The sequence below is a fragment of the Pigmentiphaga sp. genome, assembly GCF_019689535.1.
Taxonomy (GTDB): domain Bacteria; phylum Pseudomonadota; class Gammaproteobacteria; order Burkholderiales; family Burkholderiaceae_B; genus Pigmentiphaga.
Window position 1 is genome coordinate 17034 of sequence record NZ_JADGHH010000013.1, and the last position, 12998, is coordinate 30031.

Below are 12998 nucleotides of genomic sequence, written 5' to 3' on the forward strand. Positions count from 1 at the left end.
TTGATGGCGTGTAGGCCGTTACTGCCTAAAACGTCACTAGAGGTACTTCTTGAAGCTACCTGCGGCAATGTCCACGGCCAGCCCCAGCAGCACGGCGCTGGGCAACAGCACCAGCAGCGGATGCAGCGATACCGGCAGCGTGAGGTAGATCACCCACGGCGCGACGGCCAGCGGCATCAGCGTGGCCTTGGCGCGGTGGTAGATGAAGCCCGATTCCCGGCCGGCGCCGAACTTGCGGATGTCGCGGCGAACCAGGCCATCGACGAAGCCGACGAACGCCGCGAGCAGAAACAGCGGCAGGGTCAGCACCAGGACCAGCAGGCGCACGATGAAGGTCAGCGTGGTGAATGCGGCGGCGATCAGGTAGCTCTCGGTCCAGACGTAGACCTGGCTGATCCAGTAGCGGAAATCCCGCGCCCCGCCGCGGCTGGGTGCACTGGCCTGCGCCGAGGCCTCGCGCATCCAGTCGATCAGTCCGGTCTTGACGAAGACCCACTCGTAGCTGCGCTCGACCAGCCAATGCGCGGTGCGTCCCGGCTCCTGCACGATCGCGCTGCGGGTGAAGTGAGCGGACAGTTGCCCCAGTTCGTAGTCGAGCATGCCCTGGGCGTGGTGCCAGCCCTGTTCGGACCAGAAGAAGTGCATGCCGACGCACTCGATCACGATCGACAGCAGCAGCGAGCCGCACAGCACGCCGAGCAGGCGGAACGGGAACGTGACGACGCTGGCGATCAGGCTCTGCTGGCGAACTTGCTGGCGCTGGGCAGTGACGGCCGGGTCCTTCATGGCGGCGTCTCGCTCGCCATCAGTTCATCGGCGGCCAGGTGGCGGAAGCCGTCGAGCAGGTCTTCCGGCAGTCCTTGGTTCTGCAAGCCAGGCAGGCCCTGGCCTTCCCACCAGTCGCCGGCTTCGGCGTAGTGCTGGCGCATGTAGCCGGCGAGCTGCTGCAAGTCCTCGGGCATCACCTCGTCGGCATCGGGCGCCGGCAACGGCATGCGGATTTTCCAGAGCTGACCACCTTGCAGAAGCGCGAACGCCTGCCCCTTGGGCAGTCCGACCACGTGCGCCGGCTCGATCAGCGGTACGCTCGACGTGCTGATGCGGTCCTGCGCATTGCTGGTGAAGTCGGTCGCGCCGTGGATGTCGGAACTGTCGGTGGCGCCGCTGACCAGCGTGGTCGTGTAGACCTCCACCTTCGGCAGTTGCTTGGTCAGCAGTTCCGCTGTCGCGGTCTCGCGCACGCGCAGCATGAACAGGTTGTTGAAATTGCCGATGACCTGGCCGGCCTTCGCCCGGTTGCCGATGCGGGCCTCGATGTCGCTGAGCGTCTGCGTGTAGGCCGTGACCTGGAGCCCGGCACCGCCGCCCTTGTTGACCAGCGGCACGAATTCGTCGCCCATGAGTTCGTTGAACTCGTCGGCATGAACGTTGATCGGGATCTTCAAACCCGCCTTGGCACCGGGCAGGCCGTCGTCGATGCCGAACTTGTAGATGTGGCCGGCGACCGAGACCAGATCGCTGAACATGGAGTTGCCGACGGCGGCGGCCACCTCGGCGTCGGAGAGCGCGTCCAAGCCGACATAGACCACGGCCCGTTTGCGGATGATCTGCATCCAGTCGAAGATCGGCCGGGGATCGGACAAGTCCGAGTAGTTCGGCGCCAGCAGTTGCGAGATCTTGCCGGTGGTGAGCTTTTCCAGCAGCGGCAGGAGGCTGGCGACGATCTTGTCGAAGTAGGTTCGGTCGTAGCGCACGGCGCTGCGCAGGTCGTCCAGCACCGGGTCGTACACCCGCACCTGCGAAAGGTATTGCTCCAGCGCCACCACGCGCTTTTCGCGCCCGACCATGTGGCGCGGGATGTTCTTGTCGTTGAGCCGCCCTTCGAGCTGGACGATGATCTCCCAGGCCTTCGGCTCGTGCTTGGCGAAGTAGCTCTGCGCGTACTCGATGAACAGCGCGTCGATGTTGACCACGTGCCGCTGGATCAGCAGGTAGTCCGGGCGCTGCCCCAGTTCCACCAAGGCACGCGCGATGATGTTGACGAACCTCCAGGCGAACTCGCGGAACGCCGCGCTGTTGCCCTCGCCGGACAACTGCCCGGCGATGCGCGTGGCGACTTCGGAGATGCGACCGAAGCGGCCCACGGCGTTGTAGCGGGCGCTGATGTCCGGCCAGCCGAGGTGGAAGACGTAGAACTCGCCTTCGCGCCCGGCGCGCTTGGCCTCCACGTACATGCGCTTCAAGAGATCGGCGTCGCCCTTGGGGTCGAAGACGATGACCACTTCGTGTTCGCCCGCGGCGTTGCGCCGGCGGATGTCCTGGGTGATGAACAGTTCGGCCAGCCGCGTCTTGCCGACGCGGGTGGTGCCGAGCACCAGGCTGTGGCCGACGCGCTCACCGAGCGGCAGGCTGACGTCGACTTCGTTGGGCTCGATGCCATGCAGGCGCGGCATGCCGCCGACTGGCGGCAGCGGCCGCACGGGATTGAGCGGACTGTCCCAGGCCAGCACCTTGGCGAGCCGGGACAACGGGGCCGGCGCGAACTCCAGCCGTTCCTCCAACTGCCGCGCCAGCCGGAACGCGGTCGTGGGCTCGACGTACCGGCGGAATTCGGGCCGGTAGGTCTGCGTCAGCCGATGGGTGTGCCGCTGCTCCCACAGGAAGCCACGGCCGATGAACAGCCGCTGCTGGCTGACCAGCACGTCGCGGCTGGTCATCACGTAGCGCGGCAGGCGGCGGATGTTGCGTCGGTAGCGCAGGATCACCCGCGCTTCGCGCAGGCGGATCGTGCCGAAGGCGGCGAAGGCCAATGCGCTCCCCAGCCCGGTCAGCGGGTTCAGCGCGAGCGACCACGGTGCCACCAGGGACACAAGCGCGGCGCCCGCACATACGGCGACGGTGTATAGCTCCACCGCTGGCCGCAGCAGCACTTCGATGGCATGGGGCGACTGGGCCATCGCCGCCGCTTCACTGTTCGACGCCCGTGGCGGTCACCAGCGCCGGGTAGTGACGCAGGCCCAGGCGTTCGGCCAGGTCGTCACCGGACACCGGCGACAGGGTGAGCCCGCTCGCCAGCCGGTGCAGTGCGGCCAGCGCGTCGGCGGATTCGACATTGACCACCAGGCCGAACGCGCCCAGTTCGCGAAGGGCTGGAGCGCGTTGGCGCAGCCAGGCGTGCGAGCGTTCATCGTCGCCGACGAGGAAGAACGGCGTCAGGCCGGGGGCCTGGATCACCCGGCGCTCGACGTTGCCGGGCGACAGGCGGGCCGAGCGTACCGGCAGCATGGCCGCTTCGCTGACCGGCCCGGCCGGCGGCTGCGGCACGTCGAGCCGCCGCGGCATCTGCCCGGCGCGTGGTTGCAGGTCCAGCGCTTCGTAGTACGGCAGCGCCGACACCCCGCCGCGATCCTCGACCACGATCAGCGGCGCGGATTGGGCGATGGCGGCGAGGGGGGCCGCGATCGCGAGCAGCGTGGCGGCCAGGGGGATGGGCTTCATGGCAGGCTCCTTCGGACGGTTGCGTCCAGGCGGGACTCGCCGAGCACACGCGCCAGGTGCTGGCCGACGCTGCGGCGGTAGCGGGCGGCCGGTGCGCCGCCGGCGGGACGGTGGTAGCGGCCGATGGCGAGCAGCCAGTCCTCGCCCGGGGTGTGCTGTTCGCGCAGGATCTCGGCGGCGATGGCGAGGTTGCGGTAGGGATCGAGCAGATCGCATGGGCGCCGGTAGCGCTGCCGCTGGTGGCCCAGATTGATCTGCCCCAGGCCGGCATCGACGCGCGTGGGCGGCACGCTGCGCAGGGCCTGCTGCAAGCCGGCGCAGGCCTCGGCGCGGCTGCCGTAGCGGCGGGTGGCCCCGGCGACGTTGAGGCTCCAGGGCCACGGGATCAGGCGACCGTTGAGCGCGGCGCCGCTTTCCTGCAAGGCCACGGCGTACAGCACGGTGGACGGGATGCCGGCCCGTTGGGCGGCAAGCTGATAGGCCGGCGGCGGAACTTCCTGCGCGCGAACGGCGGTGCCGGCGAGCATGCCCAGCAGTACGAGCGCCGCGCCGGCCCGGCTTACGGCTGCCGTTGCCATTGCCCGCCGACCTGGCGCACGACCGCGGGCAGATCGCCTTGCAGGCCCAGCGACAGCCAGCGGCCCGAATCGTGGTTGAGGGTGATGGTGCGGGCACGCACCTTGGCCGGATCGATGCCTGCCTGCGTGGCCCACTGCCGGATGCGGGCATCGTCCTGACGCGAGCCAACCATGTAGAGGTCGAAGGCGGTGCCGGCGGCCTGCAATTGCTGCACACGCTGCACGCATGGCGTGCAGTCGGCCTTGACGAACACGGCGGTGCGCTCCGCACCGGCCGCCATGCTCCGGTCGGCCGTCGCGCCGGCCCCTGGCAGGTTGACGCGCTGGGCGCCGGGCGCGAGCCGCCGCCAGGCGTCGTCATAGGCACGTTGGTAGGCCAGGGTCTTCTCGACGCGGCGGGCTTCGACCTGGACCTGCAACTCGGCGTAGCGGCGCCGCTCCTCGTCCGAGCGGGCTTCGATGCCCAGCGCCGTGAGCGGGTCGAGGCCGGGCGAGTAGACGCCGAGCGGTCCTTGCATCAACTCGCGGTAGCGTGCCCATTCCTCGCTGCGCAGTCCCCAGTCGCGTGCCTGTGCCTCGTCGCTGCGTTCGGCCATGGCCGGCCGCTCGCGGTTGGGCGCGGTGCGGGTGGCGCTGGCAGTCTGGGCCTCGGCGAGCGGCACGGCGCTCGCCAGCAGCAGGAGAAGTGCAAAGGCAAGACGCGGCATGGCGCCCCCTCAGCGTGGGATCGCCAAGCGGCGGGTTTCGTCGCCATGCCGGAACACGGCGGCGGCACCGTCGATCGCTTCCAGACGCCAGCCGGCTTCGTCCTCGCCAGGGCGCAGCAGGCGTACCTGTGCGAGCGTCGCTGGCCCGGTCGGCAGGATCGTCAGGAAGCGCTCGCCGGCCCGCAGTTCGGCGCCAGTCACCTGGAACGGCGGCTCGGCCGGCTTGGGCTTGGCCGCCGCACCTGGGCGAGCCGCCGCAGCCGCCGGTCGGGCGGCCAGCCGCGCCTCCACCTGCTCGATGCGGGCCTGCAAGGGTTGCAGGTTGTCCGCCGTCAACCGCTCGCCCAGTGCCTGCCCGATCGCCGCCAGCCGCTGCTCCAGCGCCCGGCGTTCGGTGTCGTAGCGAGCCTGCGGCAGCGCCGCAGGCTGTTGCCGGGTCTGCTCGATGCGCTGGCCGAGTTCGGCCAGCCGGCCTTCGAGGGCCATGACCTGGCTACTGGGTGCGCTGGCCTGGGCTTGCTCGCTCAGCTTGGTCAGCGCCACGACGTTGACCAGGGCAGCGGCGCTGATCAGCAGCCCCCAGGTGATGGCGGCCACACGCAACAGCGTGGCACGGCGAGGTGCGGAGCCCGGCAGCGCCGTCATGGCTGCGTCTCCCCGACCGGAAAGGTCTGGACGTCGGCGTCGATCGCCGGGCGGTCGGGTACGGGTGGAATCGCCGGCTCGGGAACCGCGACGCCGGCGCGGGTGAAGCAGACCTGACGCGTGCCGTCATCGACGTGCAGATCCCAGGCCGGGCCCGTCAGGGTCAGCAGCGCATCGCGCAGCGGCAACGGGCCGAGCCGGTAGTGCGCCACCGGCAGCGGCAGCGACTGGAAGGCATCGGTGTCGGCCCCGCCGCAGAGCTGATAGCCCGAGCGCAGCAGCACGTAGCGCAGCGCATCGCCGACGCTGGCGTGCAGCGTGTCGGTGACGGCCACGTCGACCACCTGCAGCATCAGGTCCTGCTGGGCGGCTGTTGGCGTCAGTTCGGCCAGCGTGTAGCGGCCATAGCGCACGACCGGAACGAATTCCGGCGCGGGCTCGGGCGCGACGGCGACGGACGCATCAGGCGCTACCGGCGGCGTGGGCGTCGTTGCGCAGCCGCCGGCCAGCATGGCCCAGAGCAGGCCGAGGAAACCCGACAGCAAACGCCGTTCGGGATGATGGAACAAGGGATGATAGGGGCACATGGCGGGGTGTCCTGAAGCATCGAGCCCTCACCATCGCCGCGGCGACCCCGTGCGGCAGCAAACAAAGCGGATTGCCCTGCGCCCGATTCCTCGTCCCGGGAACTGGCAGAAAAAACGGCCCCGGAGGGCCGTCGAAGGTGCAAAGCGTGTGGTGTCAATCGGCCACGAATTTCAGCCTGACAGCCGCCGCCAGGATCGCGGCATGCTCGGTGTCGTCGAAGCAGACGAAGGGACCTTCATAGCCGGCCTCGTCGGCCAACGCTTCGGCCTTGTCGTAGTGGATGCCGAGGTCGTATTCCTCCTTGGTGGTGGTGACGGTGAAGATGGGCAGGTCGGGCATGCCCGAGGCGTTGCGGCACGCGACCGCGATGCGATGTGTTTTCATGGATCAGACCCTTGGGTGAAAAAGTGATGACGCCATGCCCGCGAGGGGCATGGACGCATCGGTTGGGCGAGGAAAGAAGCGGCGGCTGGCGTGCCGCCGCGGTGGGCTTGGGTAAATCAGGCGGCGACCAACTGGCGGGCCAGCGCCACTTCGACGGAATCGCCGTCCTGGTTGAGGACGTCGAGCCCGGATTCCGGCACATCACCGGAGGTGGATTGCGAGACCATGATCTTCTTGGCCATCAGCCCCAGGCAGGTCATTTGCGAGGAGTTGGCGTAACCGAGATAGATCACGCGCACGGGCTGCTTCTGCCCGATGCGCCAGGAGCGGCGTGCCGCCTGCTGGAGCGAATACACGTTGTAGCCCGACTGCATGAACACGATCGTCGGGAACTCCAACAGGTCCAGCCCCGTCTTGACCAGCTCGGGATTGGTGATGAGTACGTCGATGCCACGGTCCAACTGCTCGGCGATCCAGTCCTCGCGGCGGGAGGCGTCCACGCTCGCGCGCAGCACCGCGACCCGAAAACCTTCCTGCTCCAGCAGTACCTTCAGCCGGCTCGTCGTGTCGCGCGTGCCGGTGTAGACCGAATAAACCAGGGTCTTGCGACCTTCCGCCTTCTCCTGCTTGCAGATCTCGATCAGCTCGCGCTCTTTCGGCATCAGCTCCAGCTCGTTGAACTGAGCCGGGACGAACGCCAAGGTGTTGCGCGTGCGCGGATGCACCACGGTCTCCGACCGGAAGCAGCAGTCCGGCCAGGCCAACAGCACGTTGAGAACCACCCCGAGCAGCGTCGTGTCGCGTTTCGCCAGAGCCTGGCGCAACTCGGCCGTCAGCCGCCCGGACAGATCGCGGTAGGCCATGGCTTGCGCCGGGTCCATCGCCACCTCGCGGAACTCCTCGTCATACGGCGGCAGGACGTTGCCGCCGATGTCCTTGAGCTTGAGGAAGATGGTGAACGGCAGGATGCAGCGCAGCACCCCTTTCGGGCCGAAGCCCGGCGCCTTGACCGTGCGCACCGATACCTTGGTGCCCTTGGCCGTCTTGTGCGCCGTGCCGGTGCTCTCGGAATAGATATCGCGCAAGACCCCGTGATCGCGCATGAACGCCATCGCGGCCGAGGTCATGCTGCCGCTCTTGGTCGGGCGGTAGCCGTCTTCGATCATCCGCCCGGGCAAGGCGCGGAACAGCAGATAAAAGAGGTCGTCGCCGTAGCCGCCCATCAGCGTGCCGGTGAGCAGCAAGGTCTTGCGCGACTTCGCCGCCAGCACGCCCATGGCCTGACCCTGCGCAGAGCCGCCGGTTTTGTATTCGTGCGCCTCGTCCGCGATCAGCAAATCGAACGTGCCTTGCGGCAGGTATCTCTTGATGAACTCGGACGGCTGGTAGCCGCCTTCGCCGAATCCAAATTCCATGTTCGCCATGGCGCGCTCCATGCGCGTGGCCTGGCGGTCGGAGAAGACCAGCTCGCCGTCGCCATCCATGAGGTTGATGAACTCGTGGATGTTGTCGCCGAGCATCGAGGCGAGGAACGCATCGCCGAACTTCTCCATCAGCTTCTGCGCAGTGACTTCCCCGATGGTCGGGATACGCTTCAGCGCTTTGAGCACGGCGGAGGACTGGTCGCTGGCGGACAAGCCCCTCGGACGGATCAGCGTCCACAGTGGTGCGGCGCAACGGCTGCACTTGCGGCGGTATTCCTCGGCTTCGAGTTCGATCGGATCGACCGGCTCGCCGTCGAGGTCGGTGATGACCTGCCCGCAGTCCGGGCACGCGCCCACGTCGCCGTGGCGGGTGCGCCCCCGGGTGAAGACCGGCTTCCAGTGGAAGCCCATCCGCATCCGCACGCGGCCTAGGACGAAGAACTCCTGGCCGGACGGCTGCACGCCAAGCTGCTCGCGCAGCTTGATGAGCTTGACCAGCGTGTCCGGGCCGTTGAGCACCCAGACTTTCGCACCGGCGACCGTTTCCTGGATCTCGCGCCGCCACTTGTAGACAAGGTGCGGCGGCGAAAGAACCAGGGTGCGGCGGTAGCCCTCGGCATTGAGGACGGCGGCCGTGGCGATGCCGACGGTCGTTTTGCCGCACCCCATCTCGCCGTTGACGATGGCGGCGCGTTCGCCGCGATCGACCAGCAGCTCGGCGGCGGCATGGACCACGTCGGCTTGCGCCGGGAACAACTGGCGCTTGAGGCTGGCCAGGAGAAGTTGGCGATGCGCCTTCGGCGTGCCGATGTAGACCGGCGGGTTGGCGCGGTTGAGGGAATCCAGCAGTTCGTCGCCGAACTCGGTGACGAAATCCTGAAGGCTCAGGGTGAGAGGAGACGGTTCCGCGTCGAGCAGTTCGCCTTGGACGGACTCAACTCTCGCGGCAGTGGTTTCGAGATCGAGGGACATGGTGATGCTCCAAATGAGTTGGGGCATGCACCACCCCCACGGGGCGATGGCATGCCCCGGTGTGGGAAGAGAAGTACGGCGCGAAGCCGTCGTGCGTGGGAAGGATCAGTACTCGCTGGGCAGCAGCAGCGTGGTGACGCTGCGATCCCACTCGGTGATGATCCAGAGCTTCAGGTCGGGCGTGACCTGATAGGACGAGAACAGGCGATCCTCGCCGGACTTCAACGCGGCATCGTTTTGCCGCCGGTCGCTGTCGTCGAGGTCGCCCCAGTCGGCGGCGAGATGGCGGCGCAGATACGGCACGGGATTGAGCCGACCCTGACGGACCAGTTCATCGACACCGAGGGTCATAACCGTCTGGCCGGGCGAGAAGCGCCGGTTCGAGGTCTGGGCGATGGGAGATGCTTGGGTTGCCATGGTGTGCTCCTTGGAGAATGGAGGGGCCACGGCACCCCAGCGGGGTGACGGGACCCCGTTGGGTGGATGAAATCGACGGCGAGCCGTCGTGGGTGAACCGCGATCAGCGGATGGTCAGCACTTCGCCCCGCGTGGTGGAGCCCGGTGTCATGTCCCAGGCGCGGATGACCGGAACGAACCTGTCGGTGAGGATGCGGGTCTCGGCCACGGAGCCGTCGTCGCGTTCGGTGTATTCCGTCTGGAGGGTCTTCTCCTTGTGGGTGTCCCCTTTGACGACGAGCACGCGGCCGTTCCTGGAGCGCACCACGCCGGAAATCGCGCCCGCGGCCAAGGCCAAAGCGAGATGCCAGTGCGACAACGCACGCGCCGGGGGCCGCAGCGCTTTCTGCGCGGCGCCCAGATGCGTATCCAGCGACGGCCAGAGCCCGTGGAGCCGGCTGACTTCGTCGGCGAACTGCTCGGGCTCCATGGTCACCCGGTAGAAGTGCTCCGGTTCGGCTTGCGCCGCGGGGACGGTGTACGGCAGGAACGGCCATTCGGTCGGCAGCTCCTCGGCTTGCGTCTCGCCTTGCCCGATCTGCAGCAGCAGACCGCGCGTGGCCTTGACCGCATCCGATGCCTGGTCGCGCTGGCGGATGCGCCGACCGAAGATCACCACCTGCCGGAACTGCTTGTCCACCGCCTGGTAGACGCGCAACTCGGCGAAGTGCCGGGTCAGCCAACCGACCAGTTCGGCGTCGAGCACGTAGGACGGCACGATGAAGACCAGCACGCCGCCGTATTGCAGCAGCGGCAAGCTGCGCTGGTAGAACAATTTCTCAAGCCGGGCGCGGCCCTGGCCTTGGTAGCCGATGTTGCCGTTGACGTCCTTGCTCAGGTCGCCATACGGCGGGTTCAGCCACAGTAAGCCAAATACCTGGCGGGAGATCAGCGTATCCATGAGGTCGCCGTGGATGCAGTGATCGACCAGGCTGCGGGCATGGCGTGCCCGCTCGGCGTCGTACTCGACCGCATACGCCTGGGTCTGCTCGCGCCCGAGGGCGTGGGCAGCTTCGGCGATCGCCACGCCTTCGCCGGCGCAGGGATCGATGATGCACATGGGGCCGTTGGCCGGCGCCAGTACGGACAGCACCCGCTCCAACGTGGGTTCGTCGGTCGGGTAGTAGCCGTTGCGGATGAAATTGCGGGCAAGCCGCGGAAACATGAGGGCCATGGGATTTCTCCTGGGTTGGGATGAAAGCGGGCATGCGCTGGCGCACATGCCCGTGGCGAAAGCTTCAGGCGACGTGCCGCAGGGGCGCGTTCGACGCCAACTCGTAGTCGGAGACGCCAAGCGCTCCGCTGCGGATCAGGTCGCCGAGCGCCGTGGTCAGCGCCGGCACGTCGATGGCGAGCCGGTGACCTTCCAGCGGCCCGAGGGCGAATGGAAGGCCGGCCAGCATCTGGCGGGCTTGCAGCAGTTCCAGCACGGTCGTGCGCCAGTGGTCGAGCAAGGGCAACGGGCAGGTGTCCTGCACCAGCGTCCACAGCCGGTCGAGCCGGTGCGTGGAATCGCGTGGAAGCAGCGCCAGTGCGCTGGCGTTGGCCTTGTCGGGCCGCACGCAGCGCTTGTCGAACAGCCACACGTTGGAGAGCGACCCGAACAGCGTGCGCCGGTAGGCGCGCGTGGTGCGTTTCTCCAGGCGTTCGACGTTGCCGACGAACAGCGGCAGCGAGCCGCCTTCGGGAGTGATGACGTGGAACTGGTCCAGTCCCTGCTCGTCGCGCCCGAGGGTCAGGCGAGCGAGGAACTCCTGGACGGCGGTGTCGCGCGCCCAGATGGACAGGAAGATCAGGTTGCCCTGGTCGTCACCGACGCAGGCGTCGGCCATCAGGTCTGGGCACTCGTCGATGCGGTACAGCGGCTTGGATGAGGTGGAAGCAGGCATGGTGATGTCCTCGATGAAGTGGGGGGCAGCACCGCCCGCAGGGGCAGTGAATGCCCCGTTAGGGATGAAAAACGTGGATCGGGCAAGCGGGCCGAACAGCGATCAAAGCCACTGTTCGGTGAACGAACCGTTGGGCTGATGCTTGACGATGCGATTGCCCACATTCAATTCCATGTCACGCTCGACTTGGATGAACATGCTTCTCGGCACGACGATCTGAAAATGACGCAGAACCTCGCGGTAGTAGTCCAGGTCGTGGCCAAATGGATCGATTTCGTGCAGGTTGCTGTACAGGAAGTCATCGTCCTCAACCAGCATGGCGTCGTCGATCAGCTCGGCTGGCTTTTGGATCATCAAGAAGAAATAGGCCGCCGGCCTATCCCAGCCGAGGATGACGGTGACGGGAAAGCCTCTGTGAACAGTGTCGAAGTAGTGCCGACTCATGATGATGTCCTTGATGAGCGGGAACAGCATCGCCCGTGGAGGCAATGGCTGCCCCTGTGGGTTGGAGAAGGAAATGTGCAGCCCGGCACGAACTGCCGGGTGTGTGGTTGGAGATGCATTCAATCCCAGCCGTCATCGTCAACATCACGATCACAACCGGCCGGGCAGTAGCCAAACTCGATCCCGTGCGAGCAATAGCCATTCTTGGCATTCCACTCCTGGGTTTCCTGCCGTTCGGCAGGCGTCGCGTAGTCCCATTCCTGGGCTGCGATTTCCAGGGCTTGGGCGCGCTGGTCTTTCGGCAACCGACTGGCTTGCATGTCGATCTCCGAACTGAAAAGCGTGACCCAGTGATCCCAAGAGAGGCCGCAACCACGCTGGGCGTGCTCGGCAGCCGTCTTGCAGACAGCCTGCCACGCGGATTCATCCAGCGTGGGGCGGGGGGGATCGCAAGCGATGGTGGACATGATGGAAACCTCCGGAAAAAAACCGGGGGCCTCCCCATCGGGGAAGCGGCCCCGGCGGGTGGATGAACGTCGCGGGTGCGACGGAGGGGATTAGGCCTTGGCGAGATGCCAGTCCTGGGACAACGGCTCGAAGATGTAGCCCAGCGTGCCGAGACGGTCGCGCTGCTGACGCAGAACGCGGCGGTCAACGGTGGCATCGAGCTTGACGATCTCGTCCAGCGGCCAGATCGAACCGAACAGCGCCGCGTCGTCCGCCTCGGCCGAGGCTTCGGGGGTAACGGGAGCAGCGGTCGCGCTGCCGAAGGGCGTGGTATCGACCAGCGGATCACGCGGGTCGCGGGACTTCGCCTTGGCGGGTGCCTTGGGCTTGGCCGGCATGGGGGCCTGCGCTTCTTCGTCGATCGGATCGACTTCCTGCGGGCTCAACTGCCGGGCTTCGTCGCCGCTCAGGGCATCGACGTTGGACAAGGTCATTCCGCCCAGCAAGGCGCGGATCTCGATGACCATGCGGCCGTTGGCGTTGTACGTGGACGGCCGGATCTCGGCGATGATGAAATCGCCCTCGTACTTGCCCTCGTCGTACTGGTCCAACTCGGCGTTCTTCACGACGAACTCGCCGATGGAGGTGGCGAGGCGGCCGACGTTGAAGTCGCCGTTCCTGCCGTGGATGGTCTTGATGGCCAACTGGCCTGGGAGAGTAATCATGGGAGGACTCCTGCGGATAAAGGAACAGCCGTCCGCCATCAGCGCGAATGGCCGATGGCGGATGGCCGCGGGGAAAAGAACAAGGCCCCGGACAACAGGGCCTTGTGGATCAGCGGGTCAGAACGACTCGGCAGCCTCCAGAGCGGGGGCTTCGACGGGCGCTTCAGCGGCCGGCACGGGGGACGCCTGGGCCGGAGCTTCCTGCGGGGCGGGCGTTTCGGCGGGGGCCGGAACGTCGCTC

At 67.2% G+C, this 12998-nt stretch carries 15 protein-coding genes; all 15 read right to left on the reverse strand.

From position 1 onward, the window contains the following. Positions 1-36: 36 nt before the first annotated feature. The gene (locus IRZ12_RS02255) at positions 37-786 is read right to left on the reverse strand and encodes a TIGR03747 family integrating conjugative element membrane protein (RefSeq protein ID WP_073664172.1); all 750 of its coding nucleotides are present in this window, start codon (positions 784-786) and stop codon (positions 37-39) included. Continuing rightward, positions 783-2957: a type IV conjugative transfer system coupling protein TraD gene (gene traD, locus IRZ12_RS02260; protein WP_296463658.1), complete on the reverse strand. Its 2175-nt coding sequence runs from the start codon at positions 2955-2957 to the stop codon at positions 783-785. The genes IRZ12_RS02255 and traD overlap by 4 nt, the downstream gene beginning before the upstream one ends. A gap of 10 nt (positions 2958-2967) precedes the next feature. Next, on the reverse strand, positions 2968-3498 hold the full coding sequence (locus IRZ12_RS02265) for an integrating conjugative element protein (protein WP_296463660.1): 531 nt from the start codon (positions 3496-3498) through the stop codon (positions 2968-2970). After that, positions 3495-4025 carry a transglycosylase SLT domain-containing protein gene (locus tag IRZ12_RS02270; protein WP_296463675.1) on the reverse strand — a complete coding sequence of 177 codons (531 nt, stop codon included), beginning with the start codon at positions 4023-4025 and terminating at the stop codon, positions 3495-3497. Before IRZ12_RS02270 ends, IRZ12_RS02265 begins: the two co-directional genes overlap by 4 nt. 32 nt (positions 4026-4057) lie before the next feature. Beyond that, a complete protein-coding gene (locus IRZ12_RS02275; RefSeq protein ID WP_296463663.1) occupies positions 4058-4783 on the reverse strand; it encodes a TIGR03759 family integrating conjugative element protein in 726 nt (241 codons plus the stop codon). A 9-nt stretch (positions 4784-4792) separates the two neighbouring features. Further along, positions 4793-5380, reverse strand: a complete 588-nt coding sequence (locus IRZ12_RS02280; protein ID WP_296463676.1) for a hypothetical protein — start codon at positions 5378-5380, stop codon at positions 4793-4795. A 44-nt stretch (positions 5381-5424) separates the two neighbouring features. Continuing rightward, positions 5425-6015, reverse strand: a complete 591-nt coding sequence (locus IRZ12_RS02285; RefSeq protein WP_073664166.1) for a PilL N-terminal domain-containing protein — start codon at positions 6013-6015, stop codon at positions 5425-5427. Positions 6016-6169: 154 nt separating this feature from the next. Then, entirely contained in the window at positions 6170-6400 is a 231-nt protein-coding gene (locus IRZ12_RS02290) for a hypothetical protein (RefSeq protein WP_073664165.1), read from the reverse strand. A 116-nt stretch (positions 6401-6516) separates the two neighbouring features. Next, positions 6517-8796 carry a helicase-related protein gene (locus IRZ12_RS02295; protein ID WP_073664164.1) on the reverse strand — a complete coding sequence of 760 codons (2280 nt, stop codon included), beginning with the start codon at positions 8794-8796 and terminating at the stop codon, positions 6517-6519. A 105-nt stretch (positions 8797-8901) separates the two neighbouring features. Beyond that, positions 8902-9213 (reverse strand): hypothetical protein, encoded by a 312-nt coding sequence (locus IRZ12_RS02300; protein ID WP_296463668.1) that lies wholly within the window; start codon positions 9211-9213, stop codon positions 8902-8904. Between the two features lie 103 nt (positions 9214-9316). Next, entirely contained in the window at positions 9317-10426 is a 1110-nt protein-coding gene (locus tag IRZ12_RS02305) for a DUF6094 domain-containing protein (RefSeq protein WP_073664162.1), read from the reverse strand. A gap of 64 nt (positions 10427-10490) precedes the next feature. After that, entirely contained in the window at positions 10491-11141 is a 651-nt protein-coding gene (locus IRZ12_RS02310) for a hypothetical protein (protein ID WP_073664161.1), read from the reverse strand. 102 nt (positions 11142-11243) lie between these two features. After that, the gene (locus IRZ12_RS02315) at positions 11244-11585 is read right to left on the reverse strand and encodes a hypothetical protein (RefSeq protein ID WP_296463671.1); all 342 of its coding nucleotides are present in this window, start codon (positions 11583-11585) and stop codon (positions 11244-11246) included. A gap of 119 nt (positions 11586-11704) precedes the next feature. Continuing rightward, entirely contained in the window at positions 11705-12052 is a 348-nt protein-coding gene (locus IRZ12_RS02320; RefSeq protein WP_073664160.1) for a conserved plasmid protein, read from the reverse strand. 90 nt (positions 12053-12142) lie between these two features. Next, complete coding sequence (locus IRZ12_RS02325) at positions 12143-12757, reverse strand: DUF3275 family protein (RefSeq protein WP_073664159.1); 615 nt, start codon at positions 12755-12757, stop codon at positions 12143-12145. Positions 12758-12998: the final 241 nt, after the last annotated feature.

What these genes read in the sequence shown, in the direction of transcription:
- IRZ12_RS02300 (WP_296463668.1), bottom strand. Translation starts at nt 9,213, where the DNA reads ATGGCAACCCAAGCATCTCCCATCGCCCAGACCTCGAACCGGCGCTTC.
- IRZ12_RS02285 (WP_073664166.1), bottom strand. Translation starts at nt 6,015, where the DNA reads ATGTGCCCCTATCATCCCTTGTTCCATCATCCCGAACGGCGTTTGCTG.
- IRZ12_RS02275 (WP_296463663.1), bottom strand. Translation starts at nt 4,783, where the DNA reads ATGCCGCGTCTTGCCTTTGCACTTCTCCTGCTGCTGGCGAGCGCCGTG.
- IRZ12_RS02305 (WP_073664162.1), bottom strand. Translation starts at nt 10,426, where the DNA reads ATGGCCCTCATGTTTCCGCGGCTTGCCCGCAATTTCATCCGCAACGGC.
- IRZ12_RS02290 (WP_073664165.1), bottom strand. Translation starts at nt 6,400, where the DNA reads ATGAAAACACATCGCATCGCGGTCGCGTGCCGCAACGCCTCGGGCATG.
- IRZ12_RS02315 (WP_296463671.1), bottom strand. Translation starts at nt 11,585, where the DNA reads ATGAGTCGGCACTACTTCGACACTGTTCACAGAGGCTTTCCCGTCACC.
- IRZ12_RS02310 (WP_073664161.1), bottom strand. Translation starts at nt 11,141, where the DNA reads ATGCCTGCTTCCACCTCATCCAAGCCGCTGTACCGCATCGACGAGTGC.
- IRZ12_RS02325 (WP_073664159.1), bottom strand. Translation starts at nt 12,757, where the DNA reads ATGATTACTCTCCCAGGCCAGTTGGCCATCAAGACCATCCACGGCAGG.
- IRZ12_RS02320 (WP_073664160.1), bottom strand. Translation starts at nt 12,052, where the DNA reads ATGTCCACCATCGCTTGCGATCCCCCCCGCCCCACGCTGGATGAATCC.
- IRZ12_RS02255 (WP_073664172.1), bottom strand. Translation starts at nt 786, where the DNA reads ATGAAGGACCCGGCCGTCACTGCCCAGCGCCAGCAAGTTCGCCAGCAG.
- IRZ12_RS02295 (WP_073664164.1), bottom strand. Translation starts at nt 8,796, where the DNA reads ATGTCCCTCGATCTCGAAACCACTGCCGCGAGAGTTGAGTCCGTCCAA.
- IRZ12_RS02270 (WP_296463675.1), bottom strand. Translation starts at nt 4,025, where the DNA reads ATGCTCGCCGGCACCGCCGTTCGCGCGCAGGAAGTTCCGCCGCCGGCC.
- IRZ12_RS02265 (WP_296463660.1), bottom strand. Translation starts at nt 3,498, where the DNA reads ATGAAGCCCATCCCCCTGGCCGCCACGCTGCTCGCGATCGCGGCCCCC.
- traD (WP_296463658.1), bottom strand. Translation starts at nt 2,957, where the DNA reads ATGGCCCAGTCGCCCCATGCCATCGAAGTGCTGCTGCGGCCAGCGGTG.